This window comes from Methanosarcina sp. 1.H.T.1A.1 (assembly GCF_000979295.1).
Lineage (GTDB): Archaea > Halobacteriota > Methanosarcinia > Methanosarcinales > Methanosarcinaceae > Methanosarcina.
Genome location: NZ_JJQY01000017.1, coordinates 23718 through 42079, shown reverse-complemented (window position 1 = coordinate 42079; position 18362 = coordinate 23718). Strand labels below are relative to the sequence as shown.

Genomic DNA, 18362 nt, shown 5'->3' with positions numbered 1-18362 from the left:
CCGTCTCGTGGGCTCGGAGATGTGTATAAGAGACAGACCATATCAAGCAACCCTATGTCCTGTTCGAAAAAACCATGATCGGTTTCCAGCGTCCTCATTGCGTCCTCTGATTGTTCTGTTTTTTCAAAGTTTTTCCATTTTTCAAGCCTTTCCGGCTTCGTGTAATCCAGAATGATTCACCCTCTTCCCATATTTCATTCCGTATCTATCTGGGCTTTCTGCAGCCTGCCGCTGTAGTCTATGTACACGGCTTTTACCTCTGTGAATTCTTTGATTGCTTCTGTCCCGGCTTCCCTGAACCCGTTTCCGGTTCCTTTTACGCCCCCGAAGGGAAGATGGACTTCGGCACCTATTGTAGGGGCATTAACATATGTGATCCCGGCTTCTATCTTTTTAATCGCCCTGAAGGCGTTTCCAACATTTTCAGTGTAAATTGCCGAGGAAAGCCCGTATCTGGTGTTATTGGCAACTTCAATTGCTTCATCAAGCCCTGAAACCGTAATGATGCTGAGCACAGGCCCGAAGATCTCTTCCTGTGCAATCCTCATATCCGGCCTGACATCCGTAAAGATAGTCGGTTCAAAAAAATAGCCAGGAAGCCCGGGATCTATGGTATTTCCCCCGAGCAGGAGAGTTGCACCTTCTTCTTTTCCTATCCTGACGTACCTCTCTATTTTCTCAAGCTGGGCTTTATTGATTACAGGCCCGATGTCCGTTTCAGGCAGAATCCCGTTTCCTATCCTGAGAGATTTTGTTTTTGCAAGCAGCCTTGTTATAAACTCGTCCTTTATTTTTTCGTGCAGGATCAGCCTGCTCGTAGCCGTGCAGCGCTGGCCTGTTGTCCCGAAAGCCCCCCAGAGCACGCCTTCAAGAGCAAGTTCAAGGTCGGCATCATCCATGACAATTACCGGATTTTTGCCCCCCAGTTCCAGAGAGACCCGCTTTATCGTTTTTGCACATTCTCCCATGATCCATTTCCCGGTTTCAAGGCTTCCTGTAAATGAAATTGCTTTTATTCGGGGATGCTGGACTATGGCTTTTCCAACGCTTCCTCCGGGTCCGGGCACAATGTTTACCACTCCGGGAGGCAGGCCTGCTTCCATCAGGATTTCGACGAGTTTAATTGCAAGCAGGGGCGTGTCGCTTGAAGGTTTGAACACGATTGCATTTCCTGCTATAAGGGCTGGCATGATCTTCCAGCTGGGAATTGCAATAGGAAAGTTCCAGGGTGTTATCATGCCCACAACTCCTATCGGCCTGAGCACGGTCATGCAGAACTTGTCCTTGAGTTCGGAAGTCGTTGTCTCCCCCAACATCCGCCTGCCTTCCCCTGCGGCATAATTGGTGATGTCTATTGCTTCCTGTACATCTCCCCTTGTTTCGGGCAGCACCTTCCCCATCTCTTCTGTCATGAGTATGGCAAGATCTTCCTTTCTCTCCTGCAAGATGCGAGCAGCCCTGAAGAGCACTTCAGCCCTTCTGGGAGCCGGAACTTCGCTCCATACCCTGAATCCCTCCTCGGCAGCCTCAACTGCCCTGTCCACATCCTCGTTCCCGGCTACCTGTATCGTAGCAAGGTTTTCAAGAGTAGCCGGATTGATATCATCAAAAGTTTCTCCTGTTGACGAGTCTCTCGACTCTCCACCTATAAGCAATTTGTACTCCAGAACCACAAAATCCCTCTAAAAGCAATGAATATAATACCACATAAATATATCCAGAAAAAGGATTCGGCTGAACCGAAATAATTTCAGAGTATTCTACTGTTATTTATTGAAACCTTTTCGCAGTAATAGCAGAGATGAATAAAAAGAAAGCCTGACAGTCTTACCTTTACATGGTTGTTTTTTCGAGCATCACCAGAAAACTCAGTGGATAGATAAAAAAAGTGATTCAGATAAACATAGAAAAGAGAGGAAAGCGTTACATAAATAATATTTAAAAATAGTCAAATAAAAATGGGTTAACTAAAAAAAGGTTAACTAAAAAAAGGTTAACTAAAAATGGGTTAACTAAAAAAAGGTTAACTAAAAAAAGGTTAACTAAAAAGGGTTAACTAAAAAATGGTTGATTAAATGTGATTACGATCCCTATACCTGACAGAAACTAAAGCTGCTTCTTTCAGAGATTCAAATTATTTCTTTACAATAATCAGTAACCTGACTTACTGCTAACAATCTGCCAGATCCGCTTTGAAAGTTCGGAGTACTGAGCTTTAGGATCTCCTCTTTTCTGAATAAAGGAATCTGCACCGTTTTCGATAGCTCGGTTCATAACTTCTTCTTTGCCCACTCCTGTAAAAAGGATGAAAGGTATATTAATTCTCTTATCACGGATAGTTCTCAAAAATGAAATGCCATCCATATAAGGCATATCATAATCCGAAACTACTACATCATACGAGAGTTCATCTAACTTCTCGAGTGCCTGTCCTGCAGATTCCACTGTATCGGAGTTTATGTCGTGGAACACTTCTAAGAACGTTTTTGATAGCTCCAGGAATACTGGGTCGTCGTCTACAAGCAGTACTTTCATGGGGTTTTCTCCTTAGCTTTATGATTTTGCAGCGTTAAATAAGGAACTTTCGCGTTCCTCATTTACTGGTAAGAGATTTTATAGTCAAGGTGGCATTTTTGGTAGTTTCTATGTGAAGCTGAGATATGCTGAGCTAAGGTGTAATTTCATACTTCTATCCCCCTTTTGCAAGCTCAACCCCAACAGACAGGAATTAAGTCTTATGATATTGTATGGTTTTGAAATACCATTAGAGCATACTTACCAACTAAATTTTTATGCTGTAAGTAAGAAGATATTTTAGTTAATATAAAAAGTTAACTTACGTAAATAGCCTCTTCTATAAGCTGCCAGGATTTTATGACTATTTTATTTGTTTTCTACAAAGAATATTTAGTTCTTTTGAAACTAATCCATTGAGTTGCGAAACAAATAAGGTAGATAAAGTAGGAACAAAATGGCAAGAAAAAAACAACTGAAAAAACAGAGACAAAAGATATAAGGAAAAAGTAGTGGAGAAAGTAGAACCAGAAGATAAGGGGAAATGGAAATAATAAAAGCGAAAAAGTAGAGATAAAAGAATAACGGGAAAAGAATAATGGGAAAAGAATAATGGGAAAAGAATAACGGGAAAAGAAATAAAAGGAAAAGCAGATGCAGAAAAAAAACCAGGGATTTTATCCCTGATTGATAAAGTTATCGATCTCTTTTTTCAGCATATGGCTCAGGACTTTTCCGTCAACCGTGCCTCTGTACTCCTTCATGACAATGCCCATGAGAGGACCGAGGGCAGCAGGGCCTTTGTCTTTGATGAAATCTCCTCTTTCCCGGACCATCTTTTTAATGAAATTTTCGATTTCCTCGGGATCAAAGGCGCTCAGGCCGAGCTTTGAAATTGCTTGCTGAGCTGTCAGTTCAGGCTCTTTTGCAAGGGCGGCAAGAAGGTCCTGAATGGCTTCTTTTGCAATTTCCTGGTTAGAAATGGCTGCAAAAAGCTCAATGAAATGTTCATCTGTGAGGTTGTCCGTCTCAACACCATTTCTCCTGATCTCAGGGACGATTCCTAAAATGGTTCTGGCAATCAGGGTTGAGTTAACATTTGCGTCCTTCCTGTAGGTTTTCAGGAGGGTCTCAAAGAGAGGCAGATGCTTTGAGTAAGCCATTTTTTCGGCAAGCTCTTTATTCAGGCCACTTTCGGAGACAAAACGCTTTGCCCTTTCTGTCAGGAGTTCCGGAGGCTCTATGGAACCAAAATATTCCTGTGAGATTTCGATCTGGGGAACATCGGTTTCGGGGTACATCCTTGCCGCGCCGGGGAGAGGGCGCATATAAGCAGAATTTCCTTCCGGGAGGGCCTTTCGGGTCTCTTCAGGGATTCCCTCAAAGGCTTCTTTTGCCCTTTTAATTACTGCCTCAATTGCAAGCCTGGATTTTTCAGGTTCGTCTGCAACCATGATGACAGCATCTTCAGGGTTTGCGCCGATAGCGTCCCTGACAGCCTGGACTTCCTTTTCAGTTATCCCGTAGTTAGGAAGTTCGTCCGTGTGGAAAATTCCTCCCACACCTGCGGTCTTTGCCCTGTCCGAAAACTCAGTCCCGAGCCTTCTCCCTGGCTGGACTTCCTTGCCTACAAGCCCATTGAATTTCCTGAGGAGGGCGGCAAGGATTGCGCCTTTCTTTACGCCTTTTTGCAGGACCTTGGACTTCGTGTCCATGAAAAGCCCTGTTACATCATAGATCTCCTCGCAAACAAAGGCTTTTCTTTCAAGGAGTTCTTGCCTGATAAAAAGCAGGTTCAATTGCCTTTCGACTTCCCTGCGGACGATGTCTTCTATGAGGTCAAGGGCCTGTACTCCTTTGATTTCGACTCTTGCACCTCTGGCAATTGAGATGTTGACGTCCTGCCTGATCGTGCCAAGCCCTCTCTTCACCTTCCCTGTAGACCTGAGAACCATCCCGATATACTCTGCAACCTCACGGGCTTGCCTCGGGGATTTGATATCAGGCGCAGTTGCAATTTCGACAAGTGGAATCCCGAGCCTGTCCAGAGAATAGACTATTGAGTCTCCTATCTCCTCTATTTTCTGGGCAGCTTCCTCTTCCACACAAAGGCTGTCAATCCCACAGTGGCCTTCCGAGGTTTCAATGTACCCATCGCTTGCAAGAAAAGCAGTCCTCTGAAAGCCGCTGGTATTTGACCCGTCCACAACGATCTTTCTCATTACATGCATCTGGTCGACAGGTTTCATGTTGAAGAGCTTTGCAACCCCGAGGGAAATGTTCAGGGCTTCCTTATTGAGTTCCCTTGGTGGCTCTTCATCATTTTCGATAAGGCAGGTCGTGTCATATGCCTTATAGATATACTTTCTCCTGATCTTTGTCTGCTCCACCGCAGCCCTATCCTTTTCTCCCATTTCACTTTCCGTAGCCCTCAGATACCTGAAAAATTCGAAGTCCGAATCCCCGATGTCCCTGATCAGGGTAGGGCACCTGCAGAAAAGCTTCTCCTTCGAATCCAGCTGCTGGTGAATTTCAAGCCCGGCTTTCAGCCCAAGTTCACTGTAATCGTATTTTTCCATATTTTCACCCGAATCTAAGCAGGAAGCGCCTTAATCCTTTTTAATTCACTCTAAATTTTCCTTCAGTTTTCCTTTAGCTGTCCTTTAATTATTCCTTCAAATCTAACTCTTTTTGCTCTTCCTTCACTTTTAAGCCCATCGGCTCGCTATTTTTTCCTCTTATATTTAAACCCTCTTTCTGCGCTTGTTTCCTCTCTTAGCTCTTTTAGGTGCTGCGCTGGTAGTTATCGGCTATTGTCAGTAAGAAACTTAATGTAAAAGGTGTGGTAGAATGTATAAAGGTATCTCTGTATATAAGATTGAAGTAATTACGGACTCTTTTTTCATCATAAAATGAGTTAGTAGAGCTTGATTGCTCTTAGTAGAGAGAATCGTAAAACACAGCCATCTCTATTCCTGCTTTTGCATACGAAAAAGATCCGGCTCTTAAAAACCCGCTCATAAAACAATCCTATAAATCGCCGAAGGACAATCTTTAAATTATTCTATTGTTATTCTGCCTTAGCTAATTATTTTGAGGAAAAAATACATGAACGCAGATAGTGTGACCGAAAAAGCAGTTAAGGATGTTCTGGATAAATTTGCAGAGAGTTACGCCAGACGCGACCTGAAAAGCGCAATGTCCCTTATTGCTCCGGATGCCGATGTTGTAATGTACGGCACCGGCGCAGACGAGAAACGTGTCGGGTTTGAGGAAATAAGAGCTCAGTTTGAGCGCGATTGGTCTCAAATCGAGGACCCGGCTCTCGAATACAACTGGACTTCAATTTCAGCAGCCGGCAACGTAGCCTGGGTGGCTATTGATGCTGTTTTAAAGGCAAAAGTAGATGGGCAAAAACTTAGATTTTCGTCCCGGGTCACAGAGGTACTTGAGAAACGTGGGGACAGCTGGCTCATTGTGCAGGGGCATTTTTCTTTCCCTGATCAAAGTCAATTTTTTGATTAAATGATCCTTTCAGGGATTAAAAACGATATTTAATTCTCCTTTTTTATTTTTTGCTTGTAGCGGGCACTTGCCCAAAATATCCGAAGAGATTGTTTGGATTAAAATTTTGATGGGGGTGATAATCTTACTCAACGTCATTTTGAATATTTCCGGGGTTGATCCTGTGGAAAAGCCTGTCCTGCTCGATACCCTCGTTATCTTTACACTGTCTGTCCTGACAACTTCTGGCACGCAGAAATACGAAACTCGATCTTTTTGTCAGGATTTTTGACCTTCAAACTCCTGACCCGGAAAGAGAAAAAAGGTTGGACATATGGAAATGATTGATTTTGTACATACCATACACAACCGTTAAATAACTCTTTTGACATACATAATTAACACAGTAAACATATGAAAAATGTGGAGTTAATTCTAAAAAAGGATATTGAGAGGATTTCTCTTGACACAAAACGGAAAACATACTGATTTGCAGGGCAGCCTCAAATCCCTTTTCAAAGACCGGGTTTCTTTTGAGAAGCTGGAAAGGTTACTCTATTCCCATGACATTGCAGCCCTTCCTGGAATGGTACTAAAAACCATTTCAACCCTGCCAGATGCCGTGGTGCAGCCTGTGGATTCCTCTGAAGTAGCCGGACTCATCAAGCTTGCTTCAGAACACAAAATTCCCCTGGTCCCGAGAGGTGGAGCGACCAGTGGCTTTGGAGGAGCCGTACCTGCAGCCGGTGGAATTGTTGTCGATTTTGTCCGGATGAAAAAGGTGCTTGGAACAGACCTGAAAACCGAAACTGTGGAAGTCGAGCCAGGAATTACCTGGGAGCAGCTTGAAGAGGACCTGAAGAAAAAAGGGCTTGTACTGCGCCTCTATCCAAGCAGCGCCCCGGGTTCCACTGTAGGGGGCTGGGTAGCCCAGGGCGGGAGCGGGATAGGAAGTTTCGAGTATGGAAACTTTAGGGAGAACCTGGTCTCCGTGGAAATTGCAGGCCCTAAAGGAGAGCTTAAAGTACTGAAAAACTCCGACCTGGACCTGGCCTACGGGCTTGAAGGGATCACCGGCCTTATCACAAAAGTAAAGCTCAGGGTCCGAAAAGCCGATACTGATATTCCCCTGCTCGCCACATTCCCTGATGCCGGGAAACTGGAATCTGCCCTCAAAGAAATAAGAGATTCCGGGCTCAGGCTCTGGTCCGTGCATATCCAGACCCCAGGCTTTGCAAAGTTGAGCCAGGAGGCCCACGGGGAAAAGCTGCTGCCTGAAGGAAGGTACCTCGCCCTTTTTGTCTACCCCGAATCCCGGGCCCCGGAAGTCGGGCAGCCCCTTGAAAAGACCGTACAGCGACACGCAGGTAAAATCCTCTCCACGGAACTCGCCCTCCATGAGTGGAAAAACCGCTTCTACTCCATGCGCCTCAAGCGCCTTGGGCCTTCTGTCGTGGCCAATGAGATGGTCATCCCTCTTGGTTCACTTGCCGCCTACCTCAAAGCTGTAGAAGGGAAGTTTAAGGGAGGCTTTGTCTTCGAAGGGATCATGGTAACGCCGGAAAAGCTGACCATGATGGGCTTCATGCTGGCGGATGAGCGTAAGCTTACCTTCCCGCTCAAATACTCCTCATCCCTGGTCGCAACAGACCTGGCAAAAAAGCACGGAGGAGAACTCACGGCTCTTGGGATGTATTTTACGGAAAATGCAAAGGAGCACCTGGGAAAACAGCTCTTTGAGAGAATTGTGGCTTATAAGAAAGAGGCAGACCCTCTTAACATCATGAACCCTGGAAAGGTCCTGCCCCCCTCGGTTGAAAAGAATTCCCCGATCAAACTCCTGAACGCGGCAATGAAAATGGCGGGCCTGAGCAAATCCGCAGTCTGCAGCATGGGCAGCCTGCTCGGAAACGAGCCATTGCCATTTGATTTTGGGGATCGGATGCCTTCCGAGATCGGAAAGGACGCCTTTGTCTGTGCCCAGTGCGGGTCCTGCCGGGGCAGCTGTACGGTCTTTGATGCAAGGCCGTGGGAGAGTAACTCCCCAAGGGGAAAATGGTACCTCCTTGCCGAGTACCTGAAAGGCAACATCGAGCTGGACGAAAAGGCCGCAGACTCCCTTTTCTACTGCACGACCTGCAAGAAGTGCGATGCAAAATGCCAGACCGACATCCCAATCGCCCACCACTGGATCAACATCAGGGGCGTGCTTGGAAAGAAATTCGAAAACACTGGCCTTGCAGCAGTCAGGGAAAACGTGCTTAAAAGCGGAAACTTCTGGGGCCTCCCAGACGAGGCAAGGGAGTGGATCACCGATGAGGTAAAATCCGATATCCGGACCCTGCCTGAAGGCCCAATCGGTTACTGGCCGGGTTGCTGGGCGTCCATCGTTTCAAAGAACATGCCCCAGAATATTGCAAGGATTATGACGGCAGCCGGCCTGGAGTTCGTGAACCTCGGCGAAGAAAAGGAAGCCTGCTGCGGGCTCTACCTGGCACTTGGTGGCTACACGGAGGACTTTGCAAAAGCCGCGGCAAAGAACATCGAGAACATGAAAAAGCGCGGGGTTAAGACCCTTGTCATTTCGTGCCCTGGCTGCTATGCCACCTTCACGGAACACTACCCCCATGTAGCAGAGATGCTTGGCCTGGAATGGGACATAGAGACAAAACACATAACAGTTCTCCTGGACGAGCTTGTCCGTGAAGGGAAACTGAAGTTTGAAAAGCCCCTGGACAGGAAAGTCACGTACCACGATTCCTGCCATGTAGGGAGATGGTTCGATACCTACGACCAGCCCAGAAACGTGCTTAAAGCCATCCCCGGTCTGGAGCTGGAAGAGATGGAGCACTCAAGGGAAAACAGCCTCTGCTGCGGCCTTGTTGCTTCCTTTTCCGACATGGGGACTGTAGCCCATTGCGCTGAAACCCGCCTGAAAGAGGCCCTTGCCACAGGCGCCGACTGTGTGGTCACTAACTGCGCAGGCTGCGCGTCCCAGCTGAACTTCGCTTCGAACCTGGCACAGGCCCCGATCCGACAGAAGGACATCACGGACCTGTTAGTTGAAGCTCTGGGTTACGAATACGTTTTCGACCCTACCGAACCCATTTCCGTCTTCATGCAGAAGGCGGGACAGCTTTTAAGTACAAGCTGTATGAGAAAAAAGAATTGAGGCCCGAATCCTTTCAGCTTCCGAAAAACCAACGCTTCCAACAAAAATATGCTTCCTACACCTGCAACATCAGCAGGTTCGATGCAGGAGAAGCGCCTCAGGCGTTTCTTCTTTAATTCGAATTTTTCATGGATTTTCCGGATTCTGAATTTTTGGCTTCCGAAATCAGAGTTTCTGAATTTTAAACGGCTGAATTTCAGGCTTTGTAGAAAACCTATCTAAATTAATGTCAGAGATTTCTACAGTAAAGACTGAAAGTAGTATTAGAGTAAACGAGAAAATACAGTAGAATAACTAAAAAGGCCATTTTGGTGACTGAGCAAATACAGCATGATGACTAAAAAGGTCACTATGAAAACTGAAAAAAATACATCTGGATGACATTTCGTAATTTTCTTTCATGCGTCTTCGATTAAGTGAAGAGTCGTGACAATTGCCTCCACTTCCACAACAGTTGTCAAATATTTGATCCAATTGTAGGCCAGAACTGGGTATCGATTTCATATAAAGGGGCCAAAACTTAAGGCAGGCTTCTGGTGCAAAATCGATAGCTCTCGGGAAAGAAAATTCCTTAACCGAGGACCAATGCGATATTTAATTCTTACTTTGTTATTTTTTACCTATTTCGGACCACATTCTTAAGCTCTCAATATATCTCTTTTCATACTTACTCTAATAATCAGATCCAGTAATTATGGACGTAAGATTTTGTCTGCTGGATATATGGAGTGATGTACTTGAGGCAAAATGGTACAATTACCAATGTAGTAACAACATTGCCAACGAACCATCCTTCAAATGTCACAAAAAATTCCGTCCATGGGACCATACCTTCCCTGACGATCATTAAGGCACCCCACATCGCACCGATAAAGTTGTTAAGCAGACACCCGAACAAAAGGAAAATCCCCATGTCCCGTTTTGTTCTTAGCCTTATGTTAACCCTGAAGTACGCAAAAGCCGTCAGGGGTATAAGGACCTGCCAGAGATCAGCAAGTGACCATACAACATTTAATGAAAGGGGCATATCCGCAAGGATTCCTGCTCCTATCATACAGCCAAGATAGGCAGAAATCCCTCCCCATATTCCATACCAGAGAGCAAAAACGATCATAAAAGCGACTGCAAAATACATACTGGATACGCCGGGCGCAGGTGAGATAGGAGAGGTTACAACTGCAAATCTTGACAAAAGTGAATTTACCAGTATCAAGAAAAGAAAAATATTCAGATGAGTTGATACTGACTCTATATCGGGAATTATAGACTCTCCTTTAATTTTATGACATAATTGAGATGTAGCTAGTCCTCTGAAAGGGGTACTGGTAATGGAATAAACATATATAAAAATGGCATAAACATATATAACATTTTTAGTATATAACATAACTGCAGCAAAATAGAACAAATTTTTATCAGCAAGGCGGAGATTCATTATTTTTCGTAAATTGCATTACCGGGAGTTATGGCAATGAAAAGCGATCAAGAGGACATGGACCCACTCCGGCTAAAGGAATGGTTCGCAAAACCATATTCTGTAGCTGTGACAACAATTTTGCTTTTTTTTCTAGTCCTTTATCGTGCCTGGTTGTATATTGCAAATTGGCTTGAAAGTGTCCTTGTAAATGGACTCACTCCCGGTGATGTAACTTTTATTAAGGCACTTACATTTATTCTGGTTCTTCTGATTGCCAATATCGTATATATGGTTCTCAACAGGCAGGTAGGTCTTTTGAGAACTGTTAAAGTTCAGGAGAAAAAACTTTACCTATGTGAACTAAAATTTCAGAATTTTATTGACAATGTACCGGAGGTTGCTGTCCAGGGCTTTGATCCGGATTGTACTGTAATTTACTGGAACATTGCAAGCGAAAAAATGTATGGGTATCCCAAAAATGAAGCCATGGGGAAGAAACTGACTGAGCTTATAGTCCCCTATGAAAATAAAAATGATTTTTTAAAGATCATCGGTTCCATGCAAAAAGATAGGACTTATGTCAGTGCATCGGAAAGTACTTTTTTAACGAAGAAGGAGGAAAAAATCCCTGTATTTTCCAGCTATTCGGCTGTCCAGGTACCTGAAGACCAGTTTGAGATCTTCTCCATGGAAATAGACCTTACCGAAAGGAAAAGAATGGAGCATACTCTTCTGGAAGCAAAGGAACTTGCTGAGGCTTCAAACACTGCTAAAAGCAAATTCCTGGCAGGTATGAGCCATGAAATTCGAACGCCTCTTAATGCGATCATTGGGTTTTCCGATCTGCTTATTGAGAATTTCGCAGGACCCTTAAATGAAAAACAGATGAAGTATGCAAAAAATATATCCATAAGCGGCAGGCATCTGCTCGGCCTCATCAATGACATCCTAGACTTATCAAAAGCAGAAGCCGGAAAGATGGAACTCCAGTATGAGAAGGTCTCGGTCCCCCTGATAGTCAGGGAGATCACAGAAGTTATGAGGCCGGCTGCAAGCGGCAGGGGAATAACTATCAGCACCGACATAGAACATGATGTTGGTATTTTGGAAGCGGACAGTGGTAAGTTAAAGCAGATACTGTACAACCTCATAGGGAATGCAAACAAATTTTCCATTGAGGGGGGAAACATTACCGTAAGAGTCAGAGTAGTTGAAGAGTTTATGCAATTCGAGGTTGAAGATGAGGGCATAGGAATAAAGGAAGAAGACCTGCCAAAACTTTTCAAACCTTTTTCCCAGGTTGAGGGGCCCACTGAAAGGTACACTGAAAAGAAGCCTGAAGGCACAGGACTGGGCCTATCCCTTGTCAAGAAACTGGTTGAACTCCATGGAGGAGATGTTTGGGTCAAAAGTGAATACGGAAAGTACAGTATCTTCGGTTTCAGCCTCCCACTTCAAAGCCCTACCGAGCTGCAACTCAGCTGACACCACCGGTGAGAGCCCTGGTGCCTGAGAGCCAATAGAAACCCCGGCACCCCTTATCTACCGAAGCAAAAATGGAAACGCCGGTTTGGGATTTCCCCATTCAATCCAGCAAAATCAACGCATAAGGCACCGGAGCCGCAAACTCCATCAGAAACTTCTAAAGTTGCGCCCCCAATTTTTCAAGCGTCTTGTCAATCATCAACCCGGACGCCATGAGACACGGCCTGCGGAAGGAGACTGGAGGCAGACCTTTTCTGAATCTGCGCCGGTACAGTTTCATAAACCCTCAGCAGGAAAACCCTGAGTCTTTAGCTCAGGGAGAATTTACTTAGTGAATTAACAGGAACTGTTTTGCTAACAGGTATAGTAAAATGATCAGGCAAAGAATAAGGAATAAATGCATCAATACTCCAATCAATATATCAGGATTTACTTCACGATCTTTCAAAAATAGAACATTTTGTTTCCAGGTGGAGGGGGAATTCTTGGGTGAGTCTTCCATAAATTATACAATAATTTCCTCCCATATATAGAAGTATAGTTTTGTCGTTAATCAAAACTTCCCGAAATAATTAATTTCGTTCCCTCTTCCCTGTCTTCTGTTCCTTCACTCTTTTCTTTTTTACTTTCTTTCTTTTATTCTTTTATTCTTTCTTTTATTCTTTTATTCTTTCTTTTATTCTTTTATTCTTTATTTTCGTTATTTATTTCTTTTATTCTTTTATTCTTTATTTTCGTTATTTATTTCTTTATTTCATTATTTCGTTCCATCCTCTAAACCCCGATGCAATTATATTTCTTACAGGCACATAGTGTAATTGGGTGTTGTTTGATGGGAGTCGCTAGTTTCAAGAAAATAATGATTGCAACCGACGGTTCGGTCTGTTCCAGGATGGCTGCTAACAATGCGATAGAGCTTGCCCGTTTGAACAGGGGGACTGTTTATGCTGTATATGTGGTGTCCACGGATTATTTCTCGTCAATGGCTGTGGATTTTGACTGGGAAAGGATGAATGAAGCCCTGAAAAAAGAAGGACATGCGGCCGTTAGTTATGTAAAAAGAGCAGGAGAGATGGAAGGGGTCGATGTGAAGCCCATCCTGCTTGAAGGGCATCCGGCTACCGAACTGATCCGTTATGCCGAAGAGAATGAGATGGATATTGTTGTTATGGGAACTCTCGGCAAGACAGGGCTGGACAGGCTGCTGCTCGGCAGTGTGGCAGAAAATGTTGTCCGGCACTGCAAGGTACCGGTAATGATTATAAGTGAAAAGTGCAGGGCCTGAGGCTGAGATCCCAAAAAATACCATTCAGCCTCAGGTTTTTGTCTTCTGCATCTGCATCAATCGGTTTTTCTTCAGCCGCCCTTCTTTTGTATTCCTTCTGTTAGCCTGGCAGGCGATTGCCTTTTAACTTCATTCAGCTTTCAATTCAGCCTTCCCTTCTGCTTTCAATTCAGCCTTCACTTCTGCTTTCAATTCAGCTTTCAATTCAGCTTTCCATTTTCTTTTTCACGGCTGCAGAGGCGTTTTCCGGAGAGTCGGTTTCCCAGAGTTTCCTGACCTTCGCACTCTTAAGGGCAGGCATGAGTGAATCGATTTTTGCCTGAACAGCTGCAAGTGTTTCCTCATCGGTGCATGGGAACTCTATGCCCATAAACTTCTGGGCTTTGAGGGTTTCAGTCTCTCTGAAGACGGCCCGGTCAACTCCTTTCCTGATTCCTGTCTTCAGGGACTCGATTGCATCCCTCCACTGGGCAGCCCAGGGTGTATCCGGGATCTCTGTGTGGTGGACATCAGATCTTTCTACTTTTATGGCTGCAAGGTGGCAGGCTTTCACGCAGGCCCCGCAATACATGCAGAAATCTTCGGCAAAAGCAATCTTTCGCGGGTCTTCAGGGTCTATCGGCACGTACCAGAGTTCCGAGGGGCAGACGTTAAAGCAGCCGCGGCAGCCCTGGGGATCGCACTCTTTCAGATTAAGCTCAATAAGGCTCAGTTTCCCTTCCATGGGCTTTTGCAGGTCAACAGCTTCGTAGGGGCAGACAGCCTGACAGCGGGCACACTGCGTGCATTTCAGCTCGTCAACCTTAACTTTGCCTTCCACCTTCGGGGCTTCGCAGGGTCGCTCCCCTTTAACCTTTATTGCCTCTTCCGGGCAGATGTCCTGGCAGAGCACACAGTAGTCACATTTGTCCGTATCAACAAGGAGCTGCTCAAAAGGTACAGGGTTCTCAGGAGTAGGTTCGCGCTCAAGCAGGAGAAAAGCGTCACAGAACCGGGCACAGATCCCGCAGAAGTTACATTTTTCAGTATCGATTTCGATTTCACCCTCTAATCCTTCCTTAAAGGGAGCAATCTCTTCTTTTTTCGGGAAGGTGAACTCAACCTCTATTGCATCCTGCGGGCAGGCTCCCTCACAGAGGAGGCAGGGGAGACATTTCTCGTTGATATTTACATATGTATCATATTTTGGATACTGCTTTTCATCAGGGACCTCTCCCACGGCTTCGAAGGAAATGGCGTGCACAGGGCAGAGGTTTGAGCACATCCTGCAGAAGGTGCATTTATCAAGGTCCATCATCACAGGAGGGGCATCAAGCCCGGTTGCAATCTCATGCATGGGGCCCAGTTCAAGGGCTTTTGTGGGGCAGATCTCCACACAGATCCCACAGCCGTTGCAGCGCTTGTAGTCGTAATCGAGGGTCTTGAGGGACTTCTCAGTCGCCTGCGTATAGAGGAAATGGGTCCCCTGCAGGTCCATGCTGGTTGTAACCGTGATCTTTTCCTGGTTTTCACCTTCACCTTCTCCGGACACTGCTACTTCCGGTTCCTCTAATTCGAATTCCTCTGATCCGGATTCTTCAGACTCAAATTTCCCTGATTCGTTTTCACCGGTGTCGGGCTTTTCGTTTTCTCCGGCTCCGCAGCAGCACCCACCGCATACGTGAGTTTCCTGTTCTTGGCACTCTTCGGGGCACTCTTCGGGGCACTCTTCGGGATGTTTCTCGCTCATTGTGCCACCTCCTCCTGTCCGGTTCCCGTACATTCCCGCTTGAGTTCGGTCCCTATGGGCCCTATTTCTTTGAGTTCCTTTACAAACTCGGTGATCGTGTTCGAGAAACGTTCTCCTTCGGCAGCCGAGATCCAGAGGGTCCTGAGCCTTTTCGGGTCAAGCCCTATTTCCTTTATGATTTCCTTTAAGACATCCATGCGTTTTTTCGCATCAAAGTTTCCGTGAATGTAGTGGCATTCATCCATCCTGCACCCCGCAACAAGCACCCCATCAGCTCCGCCTTTTAAGGCTTCAAGCACGAATTCCGGGTTTACCCTTGCAGAACACATGGTACGGATGACCCTGATGTTTGTCGGGTAATGGATCCTCGACATCCCTGTCAGGTCTGCACAGGCATAACTGCACCAGTTGCAGAGGAAAGCCACAACAAAGGGGCTCTGGGACTTATGGGCGGTTGCAGCCCGGACCTGCGCAAGGATCTGCTCGTTTTCAAAGTTCCTCATCTGAATTGCACCAACTGGGCATGCTGCACTGCAGTCCCCGCAACCGTAACAGGAGACCTCGTCCACAACAGCTTTTTTGTCGACAATGCTGATCTTTCCGAACTTGCAGACTTCCACACAGGTCTTGCAACCTATGCACTTTTCCGTGTCAACATGAGCGCCCATGGGGTCGGCTTCAAGTTCTCCCGTGCCAAGGAGCTGCATAACTTTGGAAGCACAGGCACTGCCCTGGGCTATGGAGACCTGGATTTCTTTGGGACCCGAGGCGCAGCCTGCAAGGAAAACCCCGCTTACCGGTGCATCTACAGGGCGCATTTTCGGGTGGGCACTTGCAAAGAAGCGGTCAGGCCGCCTCGAAAGATTAAGCATTCTGCCAATTCCCTCTGCGGCCTTGCTGGGCTCGTAGCCCGTGGAAAGCACAACAAGGTCATGGGCTTCTTCTTCAACCCTGGACTCAAGGGTATTTTCGTAACGTACAACCGGCCTTCCGTCTTCGCCGGCATAGACCTCGGCAACCTTTCCGCGGATGAAGTCAACGCCCATTCCCTGCGTCCGAGTGTAATATTCTTCGTACATCTCCCCGGCAGCCCGGATATCTATGTAGTGGATCGTAATATCGGTATCAGGGTAACGCTCCTTGATCATCTGGGAATTCTTGAGAGCTGCCATGCAGCAGACCCTTGAACAGTGTTCGTTGCCTACTGTTTTGTCCCTTGACCCCACACACTGGATAAATGCAACACTCTTTGGGGGCTTGCCGGTAGAAGGCACAGGGACTCTTCCGCCTGTGGGTCCTGCTGAGTTCAGCATCCTTTCAAGCTGCATATTCGTTATGACATCGGGGTATTTCCCAAACCCGTACTCCTTTTTCCTGGAGGCGTCAAAGAGCTGGTAGCCTGTAGAAACGATTACAGCTCCTGCTTCGAATTCAATTTCCTCGGGCTTCTGTTCATAATCCACAGCTTCTGCAGGACATGCCTGCTGGCAGAGCCCGCAGCCCACACAGTGGTCAGGGTCAATGAGTACTACCTGCGGGACGGACTGGGGGATTGGCATATAGATAGCCCGGGTCTTTCCAATCCCGTAATTCATGGGGTTTTCGATTTCTACGGGACAAACCCCGGCACAGAGGTCAACGCAGCCCTTGCATTTGTCTTCAATCACGAATCTTGGTTTGCGTTTGACTTTAACGTGGAATTTTCCGACCGAACCTGAAATATCGGTAATTTCGGAATATGTGTAAAGAGTAATATTCGGGTGGTTCTGGACTTCCGTCATTTTAGGAGCAAGCACGCAGATAGAGCAGTCATTTGTTGGAAATACTTCATTCATCAGGGCCATTTTGCCCCCGATTGTAGACTCCCTCTCTACCATGGTTACGGGAAAACCGGCTTCTGCAAGGTTTAAGGCTGCTTCGATTCCTGCAACCCCTCCCCCTATGACAAGGACATTTCTGCTGGCTTTTGAGCTTGTCGCACTCAGTTCCCTGAGGAACCGGGCTTTTGCAACCCCCATCCTTATCAGGTCAAAAGCTTTCTGGGTCGCCATCTGCGGGTCGTCTGCATGCACCCAGGAGCACTGCTCCCTTATGTTTACCATTTCCATAAGGTAAGGGTTAAGGTCGGCTTTTTCCATGACATGCCTGAAGGTTTTTTCGTGCAGCCTGGGGGAACAGGCAGCTACCACAACCCTGTCGATTTTGTTATCCTTTATGTCCTTGATGATGCCTTCCTGTCCGGAATCGGAACATAGAAACTGTACTTCCCGGGCAAGCACCACATCTTCCAGTTTATTCGCCATTTCCTCAAGGGCTGAAACATCAATTACTCCCGCAATATTCAGTCCGCAATGGCAAATGTAGACTCCGATTCGCATGCTTGTTAACTCCTTATATCTATGAATATTCTTAGAGATCGAGTTCTGATATATTTTTTGATGTGTATTAGTATATAAGTTATAAGTTAAAATTTAAGAATTATAATTTCGGAAAGCTTTCCTGCATATGATTTCCGCCAGTGCAGAATAAGTAAGGTCCTGTGTAGCCCTGGTTCAGCGAATTTTTTGCACGAACCTGTAAAGGCTTTTTTAAGCTTTCCGGGCATTTGTGGACTTTGTGTTTTATAAATCTCAATATAAATTTTCCCTCAAACAGGATAAAAATGTAGTCGTTTTGTACAAAATCAAAACCTTTATTTTGTAAAAGTTTTCTGAGCCTCTGACCGGCAGCCCTATTAGAGAGAATTCAGACTCAGTAGCCTTTAGTGTAATTATTCCATTTGCTTTCCGGATTTGCCTTCCTTCAGCCTCATTGCAGGCAAGAGCAGAAATATTTCAAGGCAACTGTAATCTCATTATATGGTAACCCCAGTCCTGCGCCCGGATAAGCAGAATAGTTTTACACTACATCATTTTTTACACTACATCATTTAATACTGTATGATGAGCTATTTAACCTGAGTACAATCTGTTTAATCCTTTATTTTGAAGGCATATTTACCACGCCATTAATATAAGACGCGTTATATTTATATTCAGATATAATGGTTGTATATATATTAACTTTCGGATTCCTGTTAAAACCCGTGTTTAAGTTCCCGGGAAAGAATCCGGTTAATTTAATCGGATAACCTCAGACTGGCTTATCGAAGATTATGATGCTCACCAATTGATTTTATAGTTTGAGAACTTAATTCGTAATCTATCAGTCAGTGCCGAATTGTTACTTAATAATTTATTATGTATGCGGGAATTTC

The 18362-nt window shown here is 45.6% G+C and carries 11 protein-coding genes; 4 read left to right on the top strand and 7 right to left on the bottom strand.

Annotation, left to right across the window (positions count from 1 at the left end; genetic code table 11):
• Nucleotides 1-194: 194 nt before the first annotated feature.
• The 3 genes from EO95_RS02610 to gatE form a co-directional block, all read right to left on the bottom strand.
• Nucleotides 195-1673 (bottom strand): aldehyde dehydrogenase family protein, encoded by a 1479-nt coding sequence (locus EO95_RS02610; protein WP_048131867.1) that lies wholly within the window; start codon nucleotides 1671-1673, stop codon nucleotides 195-197.
• Between the two features lie 478 nt (nucleotides 1674-2151).
• On the bottom strand, nucleotides 2152-2535 hold the full coding sequence (locus tag EO95_RS02605; RefSeq protein WP_048131865.1) for a response regulator: 384 nt from the start codon (nucleotides 2533-2535) through the stop codon (nucleotides 2152-2154).
• Between the two features lie 656 nt (nucleotides 2536-3191).
• Nucleotides 3192-5093 carry a Glu-tRNA(Gln) amidotransferase subunit GatE gene (gene gatE / locus EO95_RS02600; protein ID WP_048131863.1) on the bottom strand — a complete coding sequence of 634 codons (1902 nt, stop codon included), beginning with the start codon at nucleotides 5091-5093 and terminating at the stop codon, nucleotides 3192-3194.
• 529 nt (nucleotides 5094-5622) lie between these two features.
• Between gatE and EO95_RS16640 the strand changes: the two genes are divergently transcribed.
• A complete protein-coding gene (locus EO95_RS16640) occupies nucleotides 5623-6039 on the top strand; it encodes a nuclear transport factor 2 family protein (protein WP_052733463.1) in 417 nt (138 codons plus the stop codon).
• Nucleotides 6040-6048: 9 nt separating this feature from the next.
• On the opposite strand, the gene EO95_RS17405 is transcribed toward EO95_RS16640, so the two are convergent.
• Nucleotides 6049-6270, bottom strand: a complete 222-nt coding sequence (locus EO95_RS17405; RefSeq protein ID WP_156161302.1) for a hypothetical protein — start codon at nucleotides 6268-6270, stop codon at nucleotides 6049-6051.
• 211 nt (nucleotides 6271-6481) lie between these two features.
• Between EO95_RS17405 and EO95_RS02590 the strand changes: the two genes are divergently transcribed.
• The gene (locus EO95_RS02590) at nucleotides 6482-9190 is read left to right on the top strand and encodes an FAD-binding and (Fe-S)-binding domain-containing protein (RefSeq protein ID WP_200894985.1); all 2709 of its coding nucleotides are present in this window, start codon (nucleotides 6482-6484) and stop codon (nucleotides 9188-9190) included.
• Between the two features lie 679 nt (nucleotides 9191-9869).
• Here EO95_RS02590 and EO95_RS02585 read toward each other — a convergent pair.
• Nucleotides 9870-10382 (bottom strand): MASE1 domain-containing protein, encoded by a 513-nt coding sequence (locus tag EO95_RS02585; protein WP_162197339.1) that lies wholly within the window; start codon nucleotides 10380-10382, stop codon nucleotides 9870-9872.
• 279 nt (nucleotides 10383-10661) lie between these two features.
• Between EO95_RS02585 and EO95_RS16635 the strand changes: the two genes are divergently transcribed.
• Nucleotides 10662-12092 carry a PAS domain-containing sensor histidine kinase gene (locus EO95_RS16635; RefSeq protein ID WP_052733461.1) on the top strand — a complete coding sequence of 477 codons (1431 nt, stop codon included), beginning with the start codon at nucleotides 10662-10664 and terminating at the stop codon, nucleotides 12090-12092.
• A gap of 832 nt (nucleotides 12093-12924) precedes the next feature.
• Nucleotides 12925-13377, top strand: coding sequence for a universal stress protein (locus EO95_RS02575; protein ID WP_048131861.1), 453 nt, complete (start codon nucleotides 12925-12927; stop codon nucleotides 13375-13377).
• Between the two features lie 205 nt (nucleotides 13378-13582).
• On the opposite strand, the gene EO95_RS02570 is transcribed toward EO95_RS02575, so the two are convergent.
• Nucleotides 13583-15106, bottom strand: a complete 1524-nt coding sequence (locus EO95_RS02570) for a 4Fe-4S binding protein (protein WP_048131859.1) — start codon at nucleotides 15104-15106, stop codon at nucleotides 13583-13585.
• Nucleotides 15103-17484 carry a CoB-CoM heterodisulfide reductase HdrA2 gene (gene hdrA2, locus EO95_RS02565; RefSeq protein ID WP_048131857.1) on the bottom strand — a complete coding sequence of 794 codons (2382 nt, stop codon included), beginning with the start codon at nucleotides 17482-17484 and terminating at the stop codon, nucleotides 15103-15105. The genes EO95_RS02570 and hdrA2 overlap by 4 nt, the downstream gene beginning before the upstream one ends.
• Between the last annotated feature and the right edge of the window lie 878 nt (nucleotides 17485-18362).

Excerpts from the sequence above, each read along its gene's own strand:
- EO95_RS02605 (WP_048131865.1), bottom strand. The coding sequence starts at position 2,535 with ATGAAAGTACTGCTTGTAGACGACGACCCAGTATTCCTGGAGCTATCA.
- gatE (WP_048131863.1), bottom strand. The coding sequence starts at position 5,093 with ATGGAAAAATACGATTACAGTGAACTTGGGCTGAAAGCCGGGCTTGAA.
- EO95_RS16640 (WP_052733463.1), top strand. The coding sequence starts at position 5,623 with ATGAACGCAGATAGTGTGACCGAAAAAGCAGTTAAGGATGTTCTGGAT.
- EO95_RS16635 (WP_052733461.1), top strand. The coding sequence starts at position 10,662 with ATGAAAAGCGATCAAGAGGACATGGACCCACTCCGGCTAAAGGAATGG.
- EO95_RS02575 (WP_048131861.1), top strand. The coding sequence starts at position 12,925 with ATGGGAGTCGCTAGTTTCAAGAAAATAATGATTGCAACCGACGGTTCG.
- EO95_RS02570 (WP_048131859.1), bottom strand. The coding sequence starts at position 15,106 with ATGAGCGAGAAACATCCCGAAGAGTGCCCCGAAGAGTGCCCCGAAGAG.
- hdrA2 (WP_048131857.1), bottom strand. The coding sequence starts at position 17,484 with ATGCGAATCGGAGTCTACATTTGCCATTGCGGACTGAATATTGCGGGA.